The organism is Streptomyces sp. NPDC058691 (genome assembly GCF_042714775.1).
In the GTDB taxonomy this organism is placed as follows: Bacteria; Actinomycetota; Actinomycetes; order Streptomycetales; family Streptomycetaceae; genus Actinacidiphila.
On the sequence record NZ_JBHXSO010000093.1, the window covers coordinates 1 to 19,662 of the forward strand.

The following is a 19,662-nucleotide window of genomic DNA, read 5'->3' on the forward strand; positions in this document are numbered from 1 at the left end:
ACAAGACGTCGGCCGGCGGTCCCTTGGCGGTCGGCGACCGGGTTATCCCCGCGTCCCCAGTTCGGTCGCGCCGGACCGGTTCGGCCGGGCGCCCGTCACCCGGACCGACGTGGTCCGGCCATGGGCCGGCGGGACCCGCACGAAGGCATGGGCGAAGCCCGCCGCCGTGGCCTTGCCGGATCCGACGACCCGGCCGCCGATCCGCACGGTGTAGGCCTCGTGCGCGAACAGCCCGGCAGCCGTCACCGACACGGTCGTGCCCTCGGCCGCCTGCCGGGGCGAGACGCCGACCACGAACTGCGTGCCGGGACGCAACACGCGCACCGGCTCGAGGTCGGCCGCGCTCACCGGCGTCATGAGCAGATAGCGGTCCGCGACGTACGAGATGATCGGGCTGTGGACCTCGAAGCCCGCCGTCGCCCACAGCGGCCGGCCCGAGGGCACGGAGAGGGTCCGGGAGACCGGCGCTCCTTCCTGCGTGCTGCGGGGGACCGGGATCTTCTCGTTGTGGAAGAAGCTGGTCCCCGCGTAGACCTCGGTGCCCTCACCGGCCGTGAGGATGAACTCGGCGCTGTACGCCGCCGGGCGGTTGGTGAGGGTCATCGCCACGGGATCGCCCTCGTGCCGCCCCTGTCCGCGGTGGAACGTCGCGTAGAAGGGCTCCGCCATGGCCGGCCGGCCGATGAACCTGCTCTGCTGCCCGTTGCGGTAGGTCGCGACGGCGACCCCGTCGAGCACCAGGTCGAGGTGGTCGACGCCGGTCATGTCGTAGGAGCGGGTGAACGTGTTGCCGGGGTCGATCATCACGGTCGTGAAGATCTCGTCCCCGCTGGTCAGCTTGTAACGCAGTGTCGGGGTGGCGGTGCGTTCGGTCCTGTTGGTGTAGCTCAGCTTCGCGGCGTGCGCCGCCCTCAAGTCCCTGGTGATCGACGCCGAACTCGCGTCCCCCGCGACCGGCTTCCAGGTCACCGACTTGGTCTGCCCGGTGCGCCCGTTGTCCTGGACCACCGCGAGGGTGGCCGTGAGCTTCTCCGGCCTGCTCTCGACCATGTCCGACTTCCAGCTGAGCCAGGCCCAGCCGGTGGAGTCGACCGGGACGGTCCGGTCCAGGTAGACGCCCGAGGCGCTCCGGATGGTGACCTTCACCTTGCCCTTGCCCTGGACCCCGCCCGACAGCGCGACCAGGGGGTTCCCGTCGAAGGCCTGCTGGTCGACGTGCTCGAGGTCGCGCAGGACGAGCGGACTCACCGTGAAGGTGTCTCCGGCGGTCCTGCCCGCGTAGCGGACCTCGATGGTCTGCTTCCCGGCGGACAGCTTGGCCGGCAGGGTGACCGAACGCGCCACGCCGCCGTCGTCGCTGGTGCGTCCGCTCGCGAGCACCTGCCCGGAGCCCTTGATCCGGATCTGGTAGTCCACGGCCGGGGTCAGACCGGTCGCCAGGACGATCACGGGACGGCCCGGCACCGCGTAGTCGGGCTTCACGGTGACCACCGGCCGGGCGCCGGGGTCACCGGGGGGCGGGCCGGTGCGGGGGTCGCTGGTGACCGTGACGTACGTGCTCCGGCCGGTGTCGCCGTACGCCACCCGGCCGAGGTAGACCCCGCCGTCGCGCAGGCCGCTCCAGGACAGGGTGACGGCGGTCGTGCCGCCGATCGTCAGGCTCGCCGTGGTGGGCCGGGCCGTGAACGCGCCTTCGGCTCCCTTGTCGTTCAGGACGAAGCTGGTCACGGTGAATCCGAGGGGTCCGGTACCGGCGAAGAAGTCGACCTCGACCTGGTAGAGGCCGGCGGGCAGGTCGTCGAGGTCGAGCTGTTCACCGGCGGAATCGGTGGCCGCCCGGGCGAACAGCGATTTGTCGCCATAGTCGTTCAGTCGGTAGACCGACAAGTCGAGGTCGGCGGTGTCGTCGGAGGCGTCGAGCGTGAACCGCGCGTGCGTCGTCCCGGCGGGGATCTGCACGATGTGGCTCTGCGCCGGGCCGCCGACGGTCCCCGAGCCCTGGACCCGCAGGCCCCGGGACAGGCCGGTCACCTTCACCGGTACGTCGCGGACGTCACCGCCGCGCACGGTCGCGGTGGCCCGGCCCGAACTGCCCGAGGCCTTGAGCGCCGCCGGCGCGGCCAGGGGCACCGGGCGCACCGCGAGGGCGCTGCGCACGCTCTGCTCGCCGCTCCGCCAGGTCAGGTAGCCGGTGGCGTACTCGTCCAGCGGAGCCGTCGTCCGGGTGAAGGTCACCCGGAAGCTCTTGGACTGGCCCGGGGCCGTGAACGTCAGGGCCGACGGCTCGACGGTGGTCTCCACCCCGGGGATCCGCACGGCGTCGGCGGTGAAGGTACCGGCCGCGGTCGCGGTCACCGTACGCGTCACCGTCTGCCGCCCGGCGAGCGAACCGACGCCGATCGAGGCCAGGTTGAGCTCGGAGGGGGCGGGCGCGGCGGGGTCGCCGCCGAGGGCCGCTACGTACTGCGCCCAGTCGGCCGGGCCGTTGAGGTAGAGCAGCCCGGGGTTCAGGTACCGGGTCGGGTCGACCTGGCCGTTGCCCTGCGCGAACACGTCCTCGGACGGCTTCCCGTCGGTCGTGACGGTCGGGGAAGTGGTCGTCATCAGCGCGGACTTGATCTCGGCCGGCGTCGCCTGCGGATGGACTCCGAGGTAGAGCGCGGCGAGACCGGCCACATGCGGCGACGCCATCGAGGTTCCCGACATGAAGGTGAACCCGGGCCGTCCGCCCGCGGCGTTCGCGCCGTCGGCCAGAATGCCCACGCCGGGCGCCGCGAGGTCGGGCTTGATCAGGTCGCCGCCGTCGGCCGTCAGCGGTCCCCGCGAGGAGAATCCGGCGATCTGCGGGGCCGCGGCCGACGCCAGGTGGTGCGGATTGCCGTCCACCAGCGTGACCGTCGGCGCCTCGGTGGCGGCGTACGCGACGAGCGTGTCGTAGCCGTCCGCGTCGACGTGGAGGGTCGGGACGGTGTGCGCGTCGAGATCCAGCGAGTCGGGCGACGGGTTCACCAGGATCATCGCGATCCCGCCCGCGCGCTTCACCTCGGCGGACTTGGCCAGCCGGTCGACGGTCCCCCGCTCGCACAGCACGATCTTGCCGGTCACCTTGGCGGGATCCAGGGTCTGCGGGCCGCAAAGCTTGGACTGGGTGGCGATGTCGGTCCCGGCGGCGGACGCCGCCACCAGCGGGCCGGTGACGGGGCGGCCGGCCGCGGGCACCGAGACCGAGGCCCCGAGCAGGTTCACGCCGTCGCCCAGCTCGGCCGTGGCCTCGCGGGTCGGGATGGTGCTCGCCGCGGCCGTCGTGATCCACGGCGAGGCGTTGTCGACGGTACTGGCGTCGGGCCCCGCGTTGCCGCCGGCGGTGGCGACGAAGATGCCGCTCGAGGCGGCGTTGCGGAACGCCTCGTCGACGACCGAGTCGGTGCTCTGGGCGCCGCCGGCCGAGCCGATCGAGTAGTTGATCACGTCGACGTTGTCGGCCACGGCCGCGTCGATCGCGGCCAGTAGGTCACCGGTGGCGCACCCGTCGTCTTCGGCGCTCGTGGCGTCGGGACCGCTCCAGCACGCCTTGTAGGCGGCGACCTTGGCGGCAGGTGAGACACCGGAGATCTTGCCGGTCGGGACACCGCCGAGGTCGGTGTCGACCCCGTTCGCGCCGGCCACCGTACTGGCCGTGTGCGAACCGTGCGCCTCGCCGTCCCGTGGTGACAGGTATTCGCCGATCGCGGTGCCGCCTATGTGGCCGGCGCCGAAGTTGTCGACGAAGTACCGCGCCGACACGAGCTTGGTGGTGCAGTCCGCGGCGGTGAACTGCACGCCGGGCGTGCACGTGCCGCTGAACGTACCGCCGTCGGCCTTCTGGTACTTGATGGTGGTGCCGTCGAGGTAGGGCTCAGGACCCGGCTCCCTGCCGAGCGCCGCGCCGGCGAACGACGGGTTCTCGGGGGCGATGCCGGTGTCGACGACGCCGACGACGATGCCCTTGCCCGCCTTCCCGACGCCGCCGTTGGCGGCCCACACGCCCTGGTCGCCGCTCAGCCCGAGGTAGTCCGTCGAGGTCACGGCGGCCAGCGGCTTGCGCAGTTCGTCCTTGACCACCGACACCACGGTCGGGTCGGTGCGCAGCCGCTCGACCTGCTCCGGCTTCAGCTCGGCCGTGAAGCCGTTGAGCGCCGCGGAGTACGACGAGATGACCCGCGCGCCGACCGAGGCCGCCGCGTCCCGCTGGCCCTGCCGCAGATGGTCGCGGTAGGCGCGGACCGGCGCGGAGTCGGACTTGAGGCCTTCGCCGGCACGGGGCGCGGTGCGCTCCCTGCCGCCCGTACCGCCGGTGTACGTCGCCGCGGCGGGCTCCCGCAGGGTGACGATGTACCGCCCCCCGGCGGGCGGTTGCCCGGTCGCGGACGCCGTACCGGCGGACGACGGAGCCGGGGGCGGGGCCGCGACGGCTGGGGACTGGGCAACGGCCAGAGGGAAGAGCAGGCCGACGACCGCGACGGCGGCGGCGACGGACCGCCGCTTCACCGGAGGGCGAGCAGGCGGAGGTGCAGGTGCCACCAAAGCTCCTTTTTCGGGGGATGGCCGGCCATCCCGGCGGGTGAACGCCGTGCGGGCGCACACAAGTTCTAGCCGGGTGATCCTCCGATGACCAAGAGCTGGGGTTTCCGATACCGGACAGTGGCCAGAAGGGGCCAGCGCCGAGGTCGGGTTCAGTGGCGGCGGGTGGACGCACGTGTCACCGCCCGCCCGGGCGGGAGCCGGTCAGGGGGTAGGGGTGTCCCCCTGACGGACGGCTTCCCGGGCCGTGCGCTCCAGCCGCTCCCGGTGGTTCTCCCACCAGGAACGGTCGCCCGCAGGCATGTTGTCGTTGCCCTCGGCCATCCCGACCGCGCCGTCAAGGAGTTCGCGGACGATGTCGGCGTGTCCCGCGTGCCGGCTCGTCTCGGTGGTCACGTGCACAAGGATCTGATGAAGTGTCACTTCCTGTCGGCCCTCGATCCACCAGGGCACGTGGCCCGTCGCGTCCAGTGCCAGTTCGGTGATCGTGGCGTCCGCGTGCCGCCACACCCGCTGGTACAGGGCCACGATGTACTCGCGTGACTCGTCCGCGGTCGCCCACAGGTCCGCGTTCGGTTCGGCGTCCTCGGCGAGCCACGGCAGCGCTTCACCGAAGGGACGCCGGAACGTGTCGCCGAAGTACCCCACCTCCACACCGGCGGCGTGCTTCACCAGGCCCAGCAGATTCGTGCCGGTCGGCGTCAGCGGGCGGCGGATGTCGTACTCCGAGAGTCCGTCGAGCTTCCAGAGGAGGGCGTTGCGCGCCGATTGCAGATAGCGGGCGAGGTCGGCCTTGGCCTTCGATTCGGTCATCCCGGGAGTCTGCCAGTCTGCCCGGCGGCCGGGCCGGCCACGGGCGGCCGTCGCAGTGCGTCCGTCAGTCCGTCCGCGGGCTCACGATGGCGGCCAGGCGGCGCCAGTGGGCCATCGGCGGGATGTGCCGCCGGGGTGGGGCGGTGCCGGCCGGCCCGCCGTGCGCGCCCCACCCGGGCCGGTCGATGGCCGCGCTCAGTCCTCGTCCGTGGCCGGCTCCAGGACGAAGAGCGGGATCTCACGCTCGGTCCCGGCCCGGTAGTCGACGAAGGGCGGGTAGGCGGCGTCCGCGTGCTTCCACCACTCGGCCTTCTCCTCGCCCTGGAGCTCGCGGGCGATCATGTCCCGCTTGACCGCGCGGTCCTGCACCTCCACGAGCGGGTGGGACACGACATTGCGGTACCAGGACGGATGCGTGTCGGCGCCCCCGTTGGACGCGGCCACGGCGTAGGAGCCGTTGTGCTCCACCCGCATCAGGGGCATCTTGCGGATCTTCCCGGACTTGACGCCCTTGGTGGTCAGGATGATCACGGGCAGGTCCAGGAAGGTCCCCCCTTCCGCGCCGTCGGTGGCCTCGTACTGCGCGACCTGGTCGCGCACCCACGAGGTGGCGCTGGGCTCGTACTCACCGTGCAGAGGCATTGATCGTGCTCCTCGTCGTCCAGTCGTTGCTCATGGCGCGGGCCGTCGGGATCTTCGGGCCGGGCCCGGGTTCGATGGCTGCTTCGTCCGGCGCGGATGGTGCCGGGGGGCGCGGGGAACGTCGGGTTCGCAAGCGCCGGCGGGAACGGTCGCATCCGTCCGCCTGGGGGTCTCACCACCGCGAAGCCGGGACCGGGTGGGACCAAGATTCTTTGTTGACCAGGTGGTCCACATTAAGCGAAGTGGTCCACCTGGTCAACAAAAAAATCCCGGGAGTACCGCGACCCGTGCAGGGCGGGGGTGCGCGGTACTCCCGGGTGGGTCCGTCCGCTACGCGCCGGCGGTCGCGGGCCGGGGGATCAGGGCCATGGCGCAGCGCACGGTCCGCTCCAGCGTGGAACCGTCGACGTCCGCCTTGGCCAGCGAGTCGACGCCCCGGATGACGCTCAGCAGCAGATATCCCAGCGCCGTGGAGTCCGCCTCGTCGGACACCTCCCCCGCGTCCTGCGCCTCGCGGATCACGGCCGCGAAGGCGGAGGCGAGATCGTCGAAAGCGCGGCGGGCTGTCTGTGCCACCTTCTCGTCCTCCGCCGCGAGATCCGCGGTGCCCTTGGTGAGGAAGCATCCGCGGTGGGGCGATTCGGCGGCGAAGGCGGTGGCGATCGAGAGCAGGTAGGTCTCCAGGCGGGCCACCGGGGACGCCGGGACCGCGCCGGGGCCGCCCTTCAGTTGCTCGTGTGCCTGCGCGACGAGGTCGTGGCAGTAGTCGGCGAACACCCGCAGGTACAGGTCGCGCTTGTTGCCGAAGGCCTTGTAGATACTGCCCTTGCCGAGCCCGGTCGCCTCCATGAGGTCGTAGGTGGACGTCCCCTCGAATCCGGTGGACCAGAACCTGTCGCGGACGACGTCCAGCACGGTGACCTCGTCGAAGCCTCGCTTTCTACCCATGGCCCTACCGTACGCCTTTGTGGTCCGTCCGGTCCATAACCTGTGACGGCCTGCGGAGATGCCCGCCGGAAGGCTGTCTTCCACTTTTTTCGCGGATCGGGAAGGAATCCCGGTCCCGCCTGGTTGGACAGACCGGTCTACCCAATACGGGGAACGACCGATCCACTCACTCACAGGACGGTGGCATGCCCGAGCAGCGCACCTCACCCGACCACAGCGCGACTGCGACGCTGACGGCCGAGGCCGGCACCGCGGGGGACGCCCGTACCACGGCCCCCATCGTCTCCTCCGCGTCGCGTCGCCGATCCGCCGCGGGGGTGCTGCCCCAGGGGGCGGCGCTCTACCTGCTGGCCTCGGTCATCGTGTCGTTCCTGGCCGCATCCAGTGCGCCGACGCCGCTCTACGCCGTGTACCAGCAGGAATGGGGATTCACCCCGGTCACGACCACCCTGGTGTTCGGCGTGTACGCGATCGCCGTGCTGGTGTCGCTCCTGACCCTCGGACGGCTGTCGGACCACCTCGGGCGACGGCCGGTCCTGCTGGTGGCGCTCGCCGCCCAGGCAGCCGCGATGGTCGTGTTCGCGACCGCGCACGGTGTGCCGGAGCTGATGATCGGCCGGGTCATCCAGGGACTGTCCACCGGTGCCGCACTCGGCGCCGTCGGCGCCGGCATGCTGGACGTCGACAAGCGGCGCGGCACCGTCGCCAACTCCTTCGCCCCCGGCCTCGGCACCGCGAGCGGTTCCCTCGTCTCGGCCTTCGTCGTCCAGTACCTGCCGGCGCCCACGCACCTGGTGTACCTGGTCCTGGTCGCGGTCTTCGCTCTCCAGGCCCTCGGCGTGTTCCTCATGCGGGAGACGCTGACCCCCACGCCCGGGGCGCTGGCCACCCTGGTCCCGGACATCAAGCTGCCCCGGACGGTGCGGCGCGGAGTCCTCAACGCCACTCCGGTCCTGATCGCCGTCTGGGCGCTCGCGGGCTTCTACGGTTCGCTGGGCCCGGCCCTGGTACGGACCCTCACCGACTCCACGTCCGCGGTCTACGGCGGACTGGCCCTCTTCGTGCTGGCCGGGGTGGCCGCCGTGGCGACCCTGGTCCTGCGCACCGCGCCGCCGCGCGGCGTCATGTTCACCGGAATCGGCACCCTCGTCGCCGGCGTCGCCCTGACGCTGGTCGCCATCCAGGCCGGCTCGCCCGCGCTCTTCTTCACCGGCAGCGCCATCGCCGGCGTCGGCTTCGGCTGCGGATTCCAGGGCGGCATCCGCAGCGTGATACCGCTGACCGAGGCGCACGAGCGGTCCGGCGTGCTGTCACTGCTGTACGTCGTGTCCTACCTGGGCATGGGACTGCCGGCGGTCATCGCCGGATACCTCGTCGTCCACGCGGGCGGCCTGATCACCACGGCACGGGAGTACGGGGCCGCGATCATCGTCCTCGCCCTGCTGGCGCTGGTCGGACTGCTGACGGAGAAGCGCGGTGTCGGCGCCGTGGTACAGAACTAGGGTGGACGCGGGGCCGACGGCCCGCGGATCACAGGGAATCGGAGGAAGCAGCGATGGCGGCCAAGACCACCGGCTCACCCGCTGAGCGCATCGAGGCGACGAGGCCGCCCGCGCGCGAACGCCTGCTGACCGCGGCCAACGAGCTCTTCTACGCCGAGGGCGTGCAGAGCGTCGGCATCGACCGGATCATCGAACGAGCCGGCGTGGCCAAGGCGTCCCTCTACAACACCTTCGGCAGCAAGGACGAGTTGGTCCACGCCTACCTGCGGGCCCGGCACACCACCAACGCCGGCCGCGTCCTTGCCGCCGTCGATCGCCACCAGGACCCGCGAGACCGGTTGCTCGGCGTCTTCGACGCCCTGGAGGAGTCGTTCGCCGCCCCCGGATACCGCGGCTGCGCCTTCATCGCGGCGGGCGCCGAGGCGAAGCCCGGCAGCAGCACCGAGCAGGCGTCGGACGACTACCGGGCATGGGTGCGCGGCCTGTTGACGGAGCTCGCGCGGCAGGCGGGCGTCGTGGACCCGGAGACGCTCGGGCGCCGGCTGCATCTGCTCTACGACGGTTCCGCGGTGTCCGCACGGATGGACGGCGACCCCGGCGCGGCCTCCGCTGCCCGTGAGGTCGCGGCGGTGCTCCTCGACGCGGCCCTCGCGTCACAGACGGCGGCGTCCGGCGGCCGCCCCGAGTGATCCATGCGCCCAGGGGGCGCGCCGCCGGTCGGCGCTGGAGGAGCCCGACCGGGCGGGGGACCCGGGCCGTCATGCGTCGCGGCCGGCCATGGCCGGCCTGGTGTGCCGTCCGCGGCCACGGCTCGCGGTGTTACGCAGACATGAAGGGCCCCTTCGCGGCGAATTCATGTATCTGCGCATGCATCTTTCTAGCGTCTTGATCGCACTGCCCTTCCTCAGGGCAGTGGACGAAAGGCGGTTGTCCTGATGCATGCCCCGACGCAACCCAATGTCCCCGACCGGCCGGTCGGCGGCCATCTGCCGCGAAGGAAGCTGCTCGTAGCGGCCGGTGCGGCCGTCGCCGCCGCGACCATAGGCGCCGGCGTCGCCGACGCCGCGACGGTCACAAGCCGCTCGGGGCGGCCCGCCCCGGCCGCGGCCGCCAGGAGAGCGAAGGCCCCCAAGGGCCAGTGGCTGGCGGGCGACACCCATGTGCACGACGACCACTCCTCCGACGGCAGCGGTCCCCGCCAGACCTCGAAGCAGACCCTCCCGGGCAACCTCCCGGTCGGCGACCAGATCGCCCAGGGCGAGAAGGTCGGTCTGGACTTCATGCCGCTGACCGACCACCGCACCTTCGACCAGGTGTGGGACCCGCAGTGGACCTCCTCCAAGCTGCTCCTCCTGCCCGGTGAGGAGGCCAACGGCTCCCCGCACGCCATCGTGCTCGGCAACGTCGACGTGGTGGTCGACGGCGCCAACCCGCCCGGCTCGGCCGCCTACCGGCACGTCCAGCAGTCGGTGTGGGACGTCCACGCCCAGAACGCCGTGTGGTCGCAGGCCCACCCCGACGACGGCGAGTACACCAGGGCCGGCGGCGTCAACGCCAACGCGAGTGTTCAGGGCAGCGACCTGGTCGAGGTGCTGAACGTCGCGAGCGACCCCGACGTGGAGATGGAGTACGCCGAGAACCGCTGGAACCACGGCTTCCGCTTCGGTGTGGCCGCCGCCAGCGACTGCCACTTCCGCGAACTGTGGGACGTCGACAGCCCCGGGGAGCCCACCACCCGGGTCTTCGCCGCGCAGCGTTCGGTCCGCGGCATCCTCGACGGATTCCGGGCCGGCCGCACCACCGTCTCGCAGAACATCACCGGCCCGTTCGTCACCCTGGAGGCCGACGCGGACGGCGACGGCGTCTACGAGGCGATCGGCGGTGACGAGATCGTGGTCACCGGCCGCAAGCTGCCCCGGAAGGCGAGCCTGCGGGTGAAGGTGAGGTCCGGCAAGGGCACCACCGTGCACGTGTACGCCGCACCCGGCCGCTCCGCCGGACCGGTCGCGACCTTCGTCCCGCGCACGGAGAACGAGACGTACGAACTGCCGCTCGACATCAAGGGCGGTGACCACACCTGGTACCGCGTCGAGGTCCGTTCGCCCGGCAGCGCGTCGGGCTCGGAGGCCGACCCGACCCTCCCGGACCAGCTGCGCGCCGCGACCTCGCCGGTCTTCCTGTCCGTGGGCGCGCCCGCCGAGCCCGCCCCGGAGATCCCGCTGCCGGCCGCCGACACCACCGCCGACCGCGCGGCCTGGGTCACCGGCGAGCAGGGCGGCTTCACCGGCTTCGCCGACGTGGCGGTGGCCGGTGACGTCACCCACGTCGTCGCCGAGGTGCACGAGGAGCAGGCGACCCGGATCGTCCACGTCCGGCTGGACCGCAAGGGCCGGCCCGGCAAGGCCCGTACCCTGTCCGGCGATTCGACGACCGCCCGCTTCCCGCGGATCGCCGCCCACGGCGACGACGTGTGGGTGGTGTGGCAGGACGAACGTGGCAAGGAGCAGCCGCACCGGCCGGTGATCCTCATGGCGACCAGCGGCAACGGCGGTTCCTCCTTCAAGTCCCCGCAGAAGGTCAGCAAGGGCAAGGGCCGGGCGATCAACCCCGCGCTGGCTCTGATCGAGGACAAGCACCCGCTGGTCGTCTGGTCCGACAACAGCGGCGGCGCCTTCGATGTGTACGCGCAGATCGTCGGCGTCGACAAGGCGGCGGTGAACGTCTCCGCGGCGGGCAAGACCACCAGCCCCGGCACCCCCGCCGACGCCCGGTCACCGCGCTACCCCGCCTCGCTCTTCCCGGCCGTCACCGTCGTCGGCGGCAAGCACGCCGTCGTGACCTGGCAGGACGACCGGTACGACCCGGACCCGCTGTGGACCGGGCACACCCCGCCGCCCGGCCAGCCGGCCAGTGGCGGCACCGACCCCGACAACTGGCAGATCCTCGCCGCGGTCCGCACCGCACCGGGCCGCGCCTGGGGCACCCCGGTCGCGGTGAGCGCGGTCACCGACCGCGCGGACCGGCACCCGAGCGTCGCGGCCGACGGGCACGGCACGCTCGTGGCGATCTGGGAGTCCGGCGCCCTGCAGAGCTCCGGCGCCAACCCCCAGTTGCGGTCGAGTACTTCGACCGACGGCGGCGTCACCTGGAGCGCGTACCGGCAGGTCGCCCTCGACCCGGACGCGATGAGCCAGCGCGCCCGGCTCGCCCAGGACCCCGACGGCCGTGTGCGCGCGGTCTGGTACGACTCCCGGTCCGCGGACTGGCGCTGGAAGGTCCGCACCGCCACGCTCGACACCGCCGGCACCTGGTCGGACGCGGAGCAGGTCACCACTCTCGGCAACAACACCTGGCCCGCCCTGCACCACGGCACGGTCGTCTTCACCACCGACCGCGGCGCGACCCGCACCCAACGGGACGTCACCCAGCAGATCTACCGGACCCGTCTCGCCTGACCCCGCCCCGTGGGGCCCTGCGCGGCCCCGTCCGGCCCCGGATTCGTACGGCTACCGCCGTCGCCGGGGCCGGACGGTCGCGGCACCGGCGTCCCGTCCACCGTTTCACCGAGTCGAGTCACACCGTGGTAATCGATGTTCCGTACGTCGTGGTACGAGACGTAGGTGCGCCGGCGCCAGAGGTACCAGTACGCGTAGCCCACCGCCTTGAGAGCGCCGAGGACGGAACGGACGACGAGATCGCGGAGCACGGGGATTCCTGAGGTTGTCCGACACGGGCCGGCTGACGGCCTGTCCGCATCGAAACGGAAGCCGGAGGCGGACGGATTGCCGCCCGGCGTCGACGGGGCGAACGCGGCGCTGCACACCGGTGGTCGGAGCGCGGAGCCGGTTATCGAAACGTGTCTTGACCTGCGCAGCTCAAGACTCATAACTTCCGCCTGCCCGATCCTTCAGTACGGGCTTCGAACATGACCTTGGGGGCATCACATGCACTGGTACATCGACGTGCTCAAGAAGTACGCGGTCTTCGAGGGGCGAGCGCGCCGCACCGAGTACTGGATGTTCACGCTGTTCAACGTGATCATCTACATCGTGCTGCTCCTCGTCGGCCGCGCGATCGACTTCACCCTGCTGCCGGCGTTGTACGGGCTCGCGGTCCTTCTGCCCACGATCGGCGTCGGCGTCCGCCGGCTGCACGACACGGGCCGTAGTGGCTGGTTGTACCTGCTCGGCCTGATCCCGTGCATCGGCGGCATCATCCTGCTGGTCTTCTTCTGCGGCGACAGCCAGCCCGGCGACAACGAGTTCGGGGTGAACCCGAAGCTCGAGGAGCGGCCGGCCGTCTGACGTCCGACGGCGCACGGCGGAGCGGTCCCGGTCGACGGCGCCCGGGACCGCCCCGCCGTCCGCGGGCTTCCGCCCGCGCGTCAGGCGGCGATCACGGCGGCGGTCGTGCGGCCGCCGTCCACGTCCAGGGTGATCCCGTGGACGAACCGCGCCTCGTCCGAGGCGAGGTACACCGCGGCCTGGGCGATGTCCTCGGGCGAGCCGACGGTCCCCGCCGGGGTGCCCGCCATCAGCGCTTCGGAGCTGTGGCCGGGGGCCTGGACCACTCCGGGGGAGAGGGCGTTGACCCGCACCCCGCCCGGCCCGAACTCGGCGGCCCAAGCCCGGGTGAGCGTCTCCACCGCGCCCTTGGTGGAGCTGTAGAGCGCGCCGACGGGTATGCCAAGCCGGGCGATCCACGACCCGAGGTTGACGATCGCGCCTCCGCCGGCCGCGGCCATGGCCGGGGCGACGGCCGCAGTGAGGAAGAAGGGCGCCTTCACGTTGACGGCCACGACCCGGTCGAAGGTCTCCTCGTCGGTGTCGGGAGTCGTGGGGCCCGGGTAGATGCCCGCGTTGTTGACCAGGATGTCGATGCGCCCGCCGAGTGCGCGCCCGGCCTCCTCCGCCAGCCGCCGCGAGGCGGCGGCGCTGCCGTCGAGGTCCGCGGCGACGAACGTGGCGGCCCCGCCCTGCGCGCGGATCTCCGCCACGACCTCCTCTCCTCGTTCCCGGCTGCGTCCCGAGACGGCCACATGCGCCCCCTCCGCCGCGAAGGCCAGGGCGATGGCCCGGCCGATGTTGCTGGTGGCCCCGGTGACCAGGGCGGTCTTGTGCTGCAGACGTGCGGTCATGATCGTGCTGCTCCCTTGGGTGCGGACGGAACGGTGCCCACCTTGCGTCGCAAAATTTGGACCCGCAAGTCCAAAGTTTGCTCGGCGTGACGCTCGGCGGAGCCGCCCGGCGTGCGGGGCTCAGGAGGTGAGGGGTGCCAGCTCCCGCCACTGGGGCAGCGGCATCGCCGGGCCCGCGCCCACCACGTGCAGGCAGACATGATCGGCGCCCGCCTGATGGTGAGCGCGGATGCGCCTGCCGATGGCTTCGACGTCTCCCCAGGCCACGACGCTGTCGATGAGACGATCGCTCCCGCCGCGCGCGAGGTCGTCCTCGGTGAACCCCTGGCGGCGCAGGTTCCGCGCATAGTGGTCCATGCCGAGGAACACTCCCAGGAACTCGCGCGCCGCGCTGCGGGCCTTGCCGGGATCCTCTTCGAGGACGACGGCCTGGTACGGCGCGATGAGAGGTCCGTCGCCCAATCGCTCCCGTGCCGCGGCCGAGTACTCCGGGGTGACCATGAACGGATGGATGCCAGCGGTGCGTTGTGCGGCCAGTTCCGTCATTCTGGGGCCGAGTGCCGCCATGACCCGCTCGCCCGCGGGCACCGGCGCGGGAGCCTGCTCCAGCCTGTCCAGGTAGGCGGACATGTCGGCCAAGGGCCGATACGGCTGCCCCGCGCTCTGGGCGGCTGCCGGGTCGCTGACGCCGAGGCCGAGCAAATGCCGCCGGCCGTAAGCGCTCTGAAGGCGCGCGTGCCCTGCCGCCATCTCGTCCGGCCGATGCCGCCAGATGCTCGCGACTCCGACCGCCACTTTCGCCGTCCGCGTCGCCCGCAGCAGACGCTCCGAGTCGCCGAGGACGTCGCCGCCCCCCAGACCCGGTATCCACAAGGCGCCCCAGCCCAGTTCGTCGAGTTCGGCGGCGGCGTCGACGATCTCGTCCGGACCGGCCGTCCGCAGTTCGATACTCCAGATCCCTGTCGGGCCCAATCGCATGTCCTCTGTCCCATCTGTGAAAGCGCGGCTCGGCAGAGCCGTCTGCCTAGATCTGGTTGCGACCGCCGTCGACGAAGAGTTCGATGCCGGTGACGAAGGCGCTCTGGTCCGAGGCGAGGAAGAGGACGGCGCCGGCCACCTCGTCGGGACGGCCGATGCGGCCCATCGGGATTGTGCCGGCCATGTAGGACTTGAGTCGGTCGGCCTGCTCCTGGTCGGGGGCGAGGCTGTCGATGCCGGGGGTGTCGATCGTGCCGGGGCTGACCGCATTGACGCGTATCGAGCGGCCCTTGAGCTCGGCGGCCCAGGTGCGCGCGAAGGACCGCACCGCGGCCTTGGAGGCCGCGTACACGCCGAACGCCTCGTTGCCGAGGGACCCGGCGTTGGAGGACGTCAGGATGATCGAGGCGCCGTCGTTCAGCAGCGGCAGTGCCTTCTGGACGGTGAAGAGCATGCCCTTGGTGTTGATGCCGAAGGTCTGGTCGAAGTGCTTCTCGGTGACCTGCTCCAAGGTGGCGAACTCACCGCCGCCCGCGTTGGCGTAGAGCACGTCGATGCGCCGGTTCTGCCGGGCGACGGCCGCGTAGAGCCGGTCGAGGTCGGCCGGAACGGCGACGTCGCCGCGTACGCCGGTCGCGTTGTGGCCGATCCTGGCCACGGCCGCGTCGAGTGCGTCCTGGCGGCGGCCGGTGACGAAGACGTGTGCGCCCTCCGCCGCGAAGCGCTCCGCGGTGGCCAGGCCGATTCCGCTGGTACCGCCGGTCACGATGGCCGTCTTGCCGTCGAGTTGACCCATGGGGGTGCTCCTTCACATCTGTGGTGTGCGCGCGACACGGCAGGTCCCGGTGTGTGCGCATTTTTTAGTGACTACTAAAAAACTAGACCGGCCGGGAGCGCGTGTCAATCGGAGGGGGGAACGTGCCGCCCTGACGACTTCCGGGCGGGCGGCGGGCGGCGGGCGGATGCGAACCAGCCCCGCCGCACACGGGCGGCGGGGCCGGCGGGGCGGGAGGGTCAGGCGCCGGGCTGCTGCGGCCAGACGGTCATGGCCATGTCCACGATCTGGTGGAGTTGCTCCCGGGTGGCGCCACTGGCCGCCTGGACGGCCACACCTTGGTAGATCGTGGCGAAGTACCGCGCGAGGCCCTCGGGATCGCTGCCTGCCGGGAGCTCGCCGCTCTTGGCCGCCTGCTGGAGCCGTTCCCGCAGGGCCGCCTCGCCGGCGGCCCTGCGCGCCGTCAGTTCGTCGCGCGCGGCCTCCGCGCCCGGGGAGCACGCCAGGGCGCCCTGCACCGTGATGCAGCCGCGCGGATGGCCGGGATCGGTCGTCGCGTCGGCGGCGCCGTGCAGGAGGGCTTCCACGGCCGCGCGGGCCGTCGGCTCCGCGAACGCTTCGCGGATGTAGCGGGCGGGGCCGTCGGCATACCGATCAAGCGCCTTGCGGAACAGCTGCTCCTTGTTCCCGAAGGCGTTGTAGAGGCTGGGCGCGTTGTTGATGCCCATCGCCTTGGTGAGGTCGGAGATCCCGGTCCCCTCGTAGCCCTGGCGCCAGAACACCTCCAGGGCCCGGTCGAGGGCGGTGTCGCTGTCAAAGGCGCGCGGTCGGCCCCCTGCCATGGTCGCCTCCGGTCCGGGACGGAATTTTAGTCACTGCTAAGATACTCCGGTCCCGCAGAACCGGACCCGGCGATCGCCGCACACGTCAGGGAGCGGTCAGATACGTCCAGTGCTCGGCGACCTCGAAGCCGAGGGACGTGTAGAGGGACAGTCCCATGTCGCTGGCACGCAGATAGGCGGTCCCGGCCCCGTGGCGGCGGCCCTCGGCCACGACGTGCTCGGTCATCCGCTGCCCGAAGCCGCGCTTGCGGTGCGCGGGGGCGGTCGAGACGTTGAAGACCCCGACATGGCTGTCGGTCACGATGCCCATGGCGGTGGCGACCGCCACGCCGTCGACCTCGCCCACGTAGGCCGTGATGGCGGGTTCGTCCATGACGGCCGGGGTGGCCAGGGCCGCGAAGATCTCCCTGGGCGCCTGGAAACCCTCTGCCATGGCGGTCACATAGCTGTCGGACTCGGCTCCCGAGACCGCGCGCACCCGCAGGCCCTGCTCGGCCCCGGGGGTGCCGGGAGCAGTGCGCAGGTCCCGCACCATCAGGGGTTCCCAGGACTGCTGGGTGAGGCCGTAGCGCGCGGCCGTCCGCAGCACCGCCTGGTCCGGGCGCGACCGCACTTGGATGCACCACGGAACCGGCCGCGGGAATTCCCCGGCCGTGCGTGCCGCGAGGGAGGCGAGCGACTCGATCTGCTCCGGCGAGGGCGTGGGGGCGAAGGAGTACACGCCGTTGACACTGGGCGCCGCACTGCCGGTGAAGATCATGTGGGTCTCGTCCCGGCCGGCGTGCTGCCGCATACGGGGCTCGGCGCCGGCGATGCGCCGGAGCGCCTCGCCCCAGGCGCGCGCGGCGGCGTCCGCGCGGGACGGGTCGATGGTGCGAGGGTTCATGACACTGATCGTAGACAGCCGTGTGAAACGTGTGGCTCCGCCCCCTGGTGCAGAAATTCCGGCCCTGCCCGCAACGCGCACGGGAGTCGCACGTCTGTCAGGACGAACGGACCGCCGCGCCGCTCCGTGTCGGCGCGGAGGCGGTCCCGGGAACCCCACACACAAGGACGAACGTGAGAACAATCCGCTCGGCGATCCCGGTCGCCCTGCTGTGCCTCTGCGGGCTGTCGGCCTGCTCCTCCACACCCCAGGCGGCCGGTGCACCGGACTCCGCGAAGGGGGCGGCACGGCCGCCGTCGGCCGGCTCGCCCGCCCCGGCACGCTCCGCCACCCCGTCCCACTCCGCGGTGCCGCCCTCGCGGCGGCCCGCCTCGCACCCGCCCGTGAACTACACCCCGAGCTGGCCCGACCGGACGACCCGCACGGACGCCGGGCACCTCGTCGACACCTGTGTTCCCAAGTCGCTCCGTGACAAGGCCACGACGCTGACCACCAGCGACGGCGTCCACCTGTCCGCCCTCGAACTCGGGGACGGCCCCGACGGGGTGCTCCTCGATCACGAACAGGGCTACAACATCTGCTCGTTCCTCGACATCGGCAAGGAACTCGCCTCGCGGGGCTACCGCGTGGTGATCCCGGAGTACCGCAACCACGGCGCCTCCGAACACGTCGCGGACAACGAGCACATCGACCGCGACGCGCGCGCCGGCCTCGCCGAACTCAAGCGCCTCGGCGCCGAGCGGGTGTTCCTCGGCGGAGCCTCGTGCGGCGGCACCACGGCGGCCGTCGCCGGTGCGGACGGCGAACTCCCGGTGGTGGGGCTGCTCATGATGTCCTCGCCTGCCAGGTGCGGCGGTGTCGACGCGGTGGCGGCGGTGCGGAAGATCGATGCCCCGTCGCTGTTCGCCGTGTCCCCGGGGGACATGAACGGCGCGGTGGAGAAGCAGGTCCGTGAGGTCTACGCGGCGTCCGCTGCGACGCGGAAGCGGCTCGTCGTCGACCGGAGCGGCTACCACGGCACCGACATGATCCGGCTCGGGCCGCACGGCGGCGAACTGCGGCGCGACGTCATCTCGTTCGTCGTGGCCGCGTACGACAAGGCACGGTGACGCGCGGTGTCCGCTATCCGGTGCTCGATGTCCGTTATCCGGGGCCCGCACTGTGTCGGTGGAGACGTGCTGGTTTAGGGTTGAACCACCATCGGGGCACAGGGCTCCAGTGGAGGCGCGGGCGGATGATGTGATCTCCCTAGGGTAATTCTGCCCGCGCCGCGCACTTTTGCCCGCGCCGCGGACCGCACCGCCCGCACCCCCACCCCTCCCGCACCCCCGCGCCACTCGCGCACGGTGCGCGCCGTCGTGGCCAAGTGAGGCCCGGCGACGCGCACCGTGCGGCGCGTCAGCTCTTCTGCGTCGTGCGGTCGCGAAGCGCCTGCTCGACGGCGTTCGCCACGCGGGCGTCCTCGCGCACCTTGCGGTTTGCGCGGGCGCGGCGGGTGAGGAGCAGGCCGCCGACGACGGCGGCGATCACCACGACCACGAGCACCAGCAGCGTCCAGGGGACGGCCCAGCCGTGGGCCGTGACCTCGACTGCCGTCAGCGGCGTGGTGGTGCCCGAGGCGTCGGTGAGAAGCGGGGTGATGGTCGCGTGCGCGGCCAGGCTCACGGCGGGGGCGACACCGTGGACCGGAACCTTCACCTTCCAGCTCTCGCCGGGGAGCAGCTCCGGCGGGGCGGCGATGTCGCCGGCCTTGGTGCTCAGCCATCCGAACGGGCCCGTGACCGAGACCGCCTGGCGGCCCGACAGGGTGGCGTTGCCGGTGTTGTGGACGGTGTAGGTGACGGTGGCGTCACCCTTGGCGAACGGGTTGACCGAGCCGGAGTAGTCGACGTGCAGGTCCTCGATCGCCAGTTGCGGCTTGAGCGCGCCACTGACCCGCAGCTTGACGCGGATGCCGAGGCGCCGGTCCACGTTGATGCCCGCGGCGTCGTCGGACTGCTTGAGGGACGTGAGGATGCCGCCCACGTGGTCGCCGGGCGTGGCGTTGGCCGGGACGGTGACGGTGAAGGGGATCTGCGCGGTCTTGCCGGGCTTGATCACGACGCTGTCGCGGTCGGCGTGGACCCAGGCGCCGATCCCGACGGACTTCTTGTCCTTGGTGAGCAGGTCGAGCTGGCCGGTCTCGGTGGTGTAGCCGTCCGCGGCGTAGAGCGCCAGCCGCAGCGCGGTCTTGCTGTGATTGGCGACGACCATGGCGTCCTTGACCTGGCCGCCGGGGTTCACGTCGTAGCTGAAGCTGGACCGGTCGTCGCCGTACCCGTTCGCGGCCGTCCTGACGGTCCACGTCACGTCGCCGTCGGCTGCCCGCGCGGGGCCGCCGCTCAGGCCGGTGAACGCGAAGGCCAGAAGCAGGGCCAGGGCGGCGGTGCGGACGAGCGCTGGGACGGTGGTCGTCCGGCGCGTTACGGGTGCGTGCATCTCGGGATTCTCCTGGAACGGGAGGCGGGGCGGGGCCCGGACCGGGCCCCCCCCCCCCCGTGGTAACGGTGCGCACACCAGCTGTGGACGGAGTGCGGCAC

The 19,662-nt window shown here is 72.0% G+C and carries 15 protein-coding genes; 5 read left to right on the forward strand and 10 right to left on the reverse strand.

Features of this window, described 5'->3' with window-relative positions; all coding sequences use genetic code 11:
* Positions 1-42: 42 nt before the first annotated feature.
* The 4 genes from ACFWVC_RS36445 to ACFWVC_RS36460 form a co-directional block, all read right to left on the reverse strand.
* The gene (locus ACFWVC_RS36445) at positions 43-4,560 is read right to left on the reverse strand and encodes a S8 family serine peptidase (RefSeq protein ID WP_384297844.1); all 4,518 of its coding nucleotides are present in this window, start codon (positions 4,558-4,560) and stop codon (positions 43-45) included.
* Between the two features lie 204 nt (positions 4,561-4,764).
* Positions 4,765-5,373, reverse strand: coding sequence for a DinB family protein (locus tag ACFWVC_RS36450; protein WP_384297848.1), 609 nt, complete (start codon positions 5,371-5,373; stop codon positions 4,765-4,767).
* Positions 5,374-5,568: 195 nt separating this feature from the next.
* Complete coding sequence (locus ACFWVC_RS36455) at positions 5,569-6,015, reverse strand: nitroreductase family deazaflavin-dependent oxidoreductase (RefSeq protein WP_384297855.1); 447 nt, start codon at positions 6,013-6,015, stop codon at positions 5,569-5,571.
* 330 nt (positions 6,016-6,345) lie between these two features.
* Entirely contained in the window at positions 6,346-6,963 is a 618-nt protein-coding gene (locus ACFWVC_RS36460; RefSeq protein WP_384297860.1) for a TetR/AcrR family transcriptional regulator, read from the reverse strand.
* Positions 6,964-7,148: 185 nt separating this feature from the next.
* Here ACFWVC_RS36460 and ACFWVC_RS36465 point away from each other — a divergent pair, with 185 nt between their 5' ends.
* The 4 genes from ACFWVC_RS36465 to ACFWVC_RS36480 all read left to right on the forward strand — a co-directional run bounded on the left by ACFWVC_RS36465 (position 7,149) and on the right by ACFWVC_RS36480 (position 12,769).
* Entirely contained in the window at positions 7,149-8,465 is a 1,317-nt protein-coding gene (locus tag ACFWVC_RS36465; RefSeq protein WP_384297867.1) for an MFS transporter, read from the forward strand.
* A 53-nt stretch (positions 8,466-8,518) separates the two neighbouring features.
* The gene (locus tag ACFWVC_RS36470) at positions 8,519-9,154 is read left to right on the forward strand and encodes a TetR/AcrR family transcriptional regulator (RefSeq protein ID WP_384297870.1); all 636 of its coding nucleotides are present in this window, start codon (positions 8,519-8,521) and stop codon (positions 9,152-9,154) included.
* A 246-nt stretch (positions 9,155-9,400) separates the two neighbouring features.
* Positions 9,401-11,920, forward strand: a complete 2,520-nt coding sequence (locus ACFWVC_RS36475; RefSeq protein WP_384297873.1) for a CehA/McbA family metallohydrolase — start codon at positions 9,401-9,403, stop codon at positions 11,918-11,920.
* 489 nt (positions 11,921-12,409) lie between these two features.
* Positions 12,410-12,769 (forward strand): DUF805 domain-containing protein, encoded by a 360-nt coding sequence (locus ACFWVC_RS36480; protein ID WP_384297879.1) that lies wholly within the window; start codon positions 12,410-12,412, stop codon positions 12,767-12,769.
* A gap of 80 nt (positions 12,770-12,849) precedes the next feature.
* On the opposite strand, the gene ACFWVC_RS36485 is transcribed toward ACFWVC_RS36480, so the two are convergent.
* From ACFWVC_RS36485 to ACFWVC_RS36505, 5 genes are all read right to left on the reverse strand, one after another.
* The gene (locus ACFWVC_RS36485; RefSeq protein ID WP_384297884.1) at positions 12,850-13,602 is read right to left on the reverse strand and encodes an SDR family NAD(P)-dependent oxidoreductase; all 753 of its coding nucleotides are present in this window, start codon (positions 13,600-13,602) and stop codon (positions 12,850-12,852) included.
* Positions 13,603-13,722: 120 nt separating this feature from the next.
* Positions 13,723-14,580: a TIGR03620 family F420-dependent LLM class oxidoreductase gene (locus ACFWVC_RS36490; RefSeq protein WP_384297888.1), complete on the reverse strand. Its 858-nt coding sequence runs from the start codon at positions 14,578-14,580 to the stop codon at positions 13,723-13,725.
* 46 nt (positions 14,581-14,626) lie between these two features.
* Positions 14,627-15,376 (reverse strand): SDR family NAD(P)-dependent oxidoreductase, encoded by a 750-nt coding sequence (locus ACFWVC_RS36495; protein WP_384297893.1) that lies wholly within the window; start codon positions 15,374-15,376, stop codon positions 14,627-14,629.
* 218 nt (positions 15,377-15,594) lie between these two features.
* Complete coding sequence (locus ACFWVC_RS36500; protein WP_384297899.1) at positions 15,595-16,197, reverse strand: TetR/AcrR family transcriptional regulator; 603 nt, start codon at positions 16,195-16,197, stop codon at positions 15,595-15,597.
* 85 nt (positions 16,198-16,282) lie between these two features.
* A complete protein-coding gene (locus tag ACFWVC_RS36505) occupies positions 16,283-17,083 on the reverse strand; it encodes a GNAT family N-acetyltransferase (RefSeq protein WP_384297904.1) in 801 nt (266 codons plus the stop codon).
* 173 nt (positions 17,084-17,256) lie between these two features.
* Between ACFWVC_RS36505 and ACFWVC_RS36510 the strand changes: the two genes are divergently transcribed.
* A complete protein-coding gene (locus tag ACFWVC_RS36510) occupies positions 17,257-18,192 on the forward strand; it encodes an alpha/beta hydrolase (RefSeq protein WP_384297907.1) in 936 nt (311 codons plus the stop codon).
* Positions 18,193-18,481: 289 nt separating this feature from the next.
* Here ACFWVC_RS36510 and ACFWVC_RS36515 read toward each other — a convergent pair whose 3' ends face one another.
* Positions 18,482-19,561, reverse strand: coding sequence for a WxL protein peptidoglycan domain-containing protein (locus ACFWVC_RS36515; RefSeq protein WP_384297910.1), 1,080 nt, complete (start codon positions 19,559-19,561; stop codon positions 18,482-18,484).
* Positions 19,562-19,662 lie beyond the last annotated feature (101 nt).